Annotated in this window: 3 protein-coding genes; all 3 read left to right on the top strand. The window is 62.2% G+C overall.

All coding sequences use genetic code 11. From position 1 onward, the window contains the following. On the top strand, positions 1 to 1,324 hold a 1,324-nt coding region (locus AB4043_RS18920; protein ID WP_442307774.1), incomplete at its 5' end, for an FtsQ-type POTRA domain-containing protein. After that, a complete protein-coding gene (ftsA, locus tag AB4043_RS18925; protein ID WP_442300144.1) occupies positions 1,321 to 2,550 on the top strand; it encodes a cell division protein FtsA in 1,230 nt (409 codons plus the stop codon). The genes AB4043_RS18920 and ftsA, both read left to right, overlap by 4 nt. Before the next feature lie 135 nt (positions 2,551 to 2,685). After that, the coding region (gene ftsZ, locus AB4043_RS18930) for a cell division protein FtsZ (RefSeq protein ID WP_442307775.1) at positions 2,686 to 3,487 on the top strand (802 nt) is incomplete at its 3' end.

Raw genomic sequence — 3,487 nt, forward strand, 5'->3', positions numbered from 1 at the left:
CGCCGCTGACTCTGTAGCCGATTCGTACCCGAAGCAGGAGGTCGACCGCCGCAGGCGTCGCCGCTCTGAGGATGATTTTCCCGATGACGACGCGGAGTTTTTTCGCGCGAGTCAGCGAGTCCGCGTGCGGAAAGGGCTTCTGCCCCAGACGAAGTGGGGCCGCATCGCGGCCGCATCCGGCTTGGTGCTTGCACTAGGCGGCATGACTGGCGCAGTCATCGTAGCCAGGAACTATCTTCTACGGGACGACCGCTTTCGTATCGCCAGCTCGGCATCGATCGAGATTGCCGGCAATACGCATGTCTCGCGGCCGCAGATGCTCAGCATCTTTGGAGAAGATGTAGAGCGCAATATCTTCCGTGTACCGCTCACAGATCGCCGCGAGCAACTGGAGGGTTTGCCCTGGGTGGAGCATGCCACCGTGATGCGTCTGCTGCCGAATCGACTCCGCGTCGCCGTGGTGGAACGTACCCCCGTCGCGTACCTCCGTCAGTCCGACGGTATCCGCCTGGTTGACGCCAACGGCGTCATTCTGGATCTGCCGGCCGATGCGGCGGGCGATCCACGCTATTCCTTCCCTGTGGTCACCGGGATTGTGGCGAACGAGCCCGCCGGAACCCGCTCCGCACGCATGAAGCTTTACCAGCGCTTCATTGCAGACCTTGATGGCGGAGGCGCGAAGATCAGCGACCAGGTCAGCGAAGTGGATGTCAATAATCCCGAAGATGTGAAGGCGCTCATCCCCGATCATGGGATGGAAGTGCTGGTGCACTTTGGCGATGATAAGTTCCTGGAGCGCTATCAGAAGTATCAGCAGCATCTGCCGGAGTGGAAGCAGCAGTATCCGAAGCTCGCCTCGGCCGATATGCGCTATGAGACGCAGGTCGTGCTGGAGATGGCGAAGGATACAGGAGGCGCCCCTCCGGTTCCCGCTGTCGCGGATGTTACTCCGGGCAAAGATGCCACAGCGAAGCCAATTACTCCGGTAAAGCCGGTTGCGGCGGTCACACCTGCACCGCAGCCGCCTAGCAAGCCCCTTGTAACAGCGAAGGCGTCCACAGCCAAGGCTGCTGCGCCCCGGCCTGTCGCCGCCGTAAAGCCGAAACAGACGGTCGCAAGTGCAGCTCCGGTGCGGGACACCAGCTCCGGTATTCCGGATGATGTGGCCAGCCGTCTCGCGGGGCCAGCGCCAAAGCAGCCCGTAAAGCCGGCAGTGAAGTGGAAGATGCCGATTGCGAAGCCTGGCCAGGTGGCTCGTCCGTCGAAGGATCTGCTGAATCAGCCGGCACATTCCACAGTGCCTTCCGCGGGGGTGGCTCGGTGAAGCCTCGCGAAGAGACTCTGATTACGGTTCTGGACGCCGGCAACTCCAAGAGCTGCGTGCTGGTCGGTGAGGTTCAGGAAGGCGTGCTGCGCTATCGCGGCCACGGCATTGAGATGTCGAAGGGCATGCGCAAGGGCCTGATTGCCGATCTCGGTCCGGCAGCAGATGCGATCAATCGCGCTGCGCTTGCCGCCGAACGTACAGCTAAGGCTGGGATTGAGACGGCTATTGTCGGCGTTGGCGGTATGCATGTCCGCGGCGTTAACAGCCGTGGCGGTATCAGCATGGGCAGCCGTATGCGAGAGATCACACGCGAAGAGGTTAAGGCTGCCGTGGACCGCGCGCGTTCCGTGGCTTTGCCGGCGGACCGCGAGATTCTGCACCTGTTGCCGCAGGAGTTCATCCTCGACGATCAGTCGGGTATCCATGATCCTGTTGGGATGGTGGGAACGAAGCTTGAAGTGAACCTCCATCTCTCTACCTGCTCAGGGGGCGTAGCGCAGTCCGTTGTGACCTGCGCGAACAAGGCAGGCCTTGAGGTTCTGGACACGGTCTATGAGGGCATTGCCGCGGCTGAAGCGGTTCTCAGCGCGGATGAACGTGAGCTCGGCGTCTGCATCGCGGATATTGGAGCCAGCACCACCGAGATGGTCGTCTTCTTCGAGGGAGCAGTCGCTCATACGGCTGTACTGCCGATCGGTGGCGACCACTTCACAAACGACCTCGCGGTCGGTCTCCATGTGCCCGTCGAAGAGGCAGAGCAGTTGAAGCAGGTCTGGGGCAACTGTGTGGTGACCAGTGTGCCGCAGTTGAATGAGATTGAAGTCGGCGGCAACCTGGCGCTCAGCGGAGGACAGCCGGCACGCATCGTGCGTCATCGCTACCTGGCGGAGATTCTTGAGCCGCGAGCGCGCGAGCTGATGCAGATGCTGCGCGAGAACCTGCGGCAGGGCGGTGTGCTGGAAGCGCTCGGCGCCGGCCTGGTTCTGACCGGCGGCTCGGCCAAGCTGGTCGGCCTGTTGGATGTTGCTGAGAGCATGCTGCGTGTGCCGGCCCGCGTCGGCTATCCGGTACCGCTCTCTCGCATGCCCGAGGAACTGGCGCAGCCGGAGTTCGCGGCCCTCATCGGCATGCTGCTGTACACGCACCGCACGCAGGTGCGCCGTGCCAGCGAAGAGATGGGCCTCCGCGCCAAGTTGAAGGCGATCTTCGCCGGCACCATGTAGTGATCCTCGCCGTCACAAGATAGTCCTGATTCGGCCTCAGGAATCGACTTTGATAACCGTCATTTGCTTTTCCGCATTTCCTTGCACGCGGACGAATGACAGAATGACCATTAACGCAGGAGTTAACGCATCCCCATGTCGAATACGCCCCAAGATCCGATCCGCATTCACTACAACGATGAGACCCGCACCGGCGCCAAGATTAAGGTCATCGGCGTAGGCGGTGGTGGCGGCAACGCGGTCAATCGCATGATCGCGGCCAAAGTGGAAGGCGTGGAATTTATCGCCGCCAATACGGACGCTCAGGCGCTCGAAGGCTCTCTGGCGCCGGTAAAGCTGCAGCTCGGCGTAAAGCTGACCTCTGGTCTTGGCGCCGGCGCAAATCCTGACGTGGGCCGTCGCGCGGCGCTGGAGGACTCCGACAAGATCATTGAGGCGCTGGAAGGCGCGGACATGGTCTTTGTCACGGCCGGTCTGGGCGGAGGCACGGGAACTGGATCCGCTCCGGTGATCGCCTCGCTGGCCAGTGAGATGGGTGCGCTGACAGTGGCTGTGGTGACGCGGCCGTTCGGGTTTGAAGGCAAGCGCCGCATGATGCAGGCCGAGCGTGGCCTGCAGGAGCTGCTGGATGCGGTTGATACGGTCATCGTTATCCCCAACGAAAAGCTGCTGGCTGTCGCCAAGGACGCGGGCTTCTTCGAGAGCTTCCGCATTGCGGACGATGTGCTTCGCCAGGGCGTGCAGGGAATCTCGGACATCATCACCATCCCCGGCATCATCAACCGCGACTTCGCCGACGTAAAGACGACGATGGCGGGCATGGGCTACGCCGTGATGGGAACGGCGGTACGCGCAGGACAAAACCGTGCAGTGGAAGCTGCGATTGCCGCTATGGCTTCGCCGCTGTTGGAAGCCGGCGCCATCGACGGTGCACGCG

The sequence above is a fragment of the Terriglobus sp. YAF25 genome (assembly GCF_052113305.1).
GTDB lineage: Bacteria > Acidobacteriota > Terriglobia > Terriglobales > Acidobacteriaceae > Terriglobus.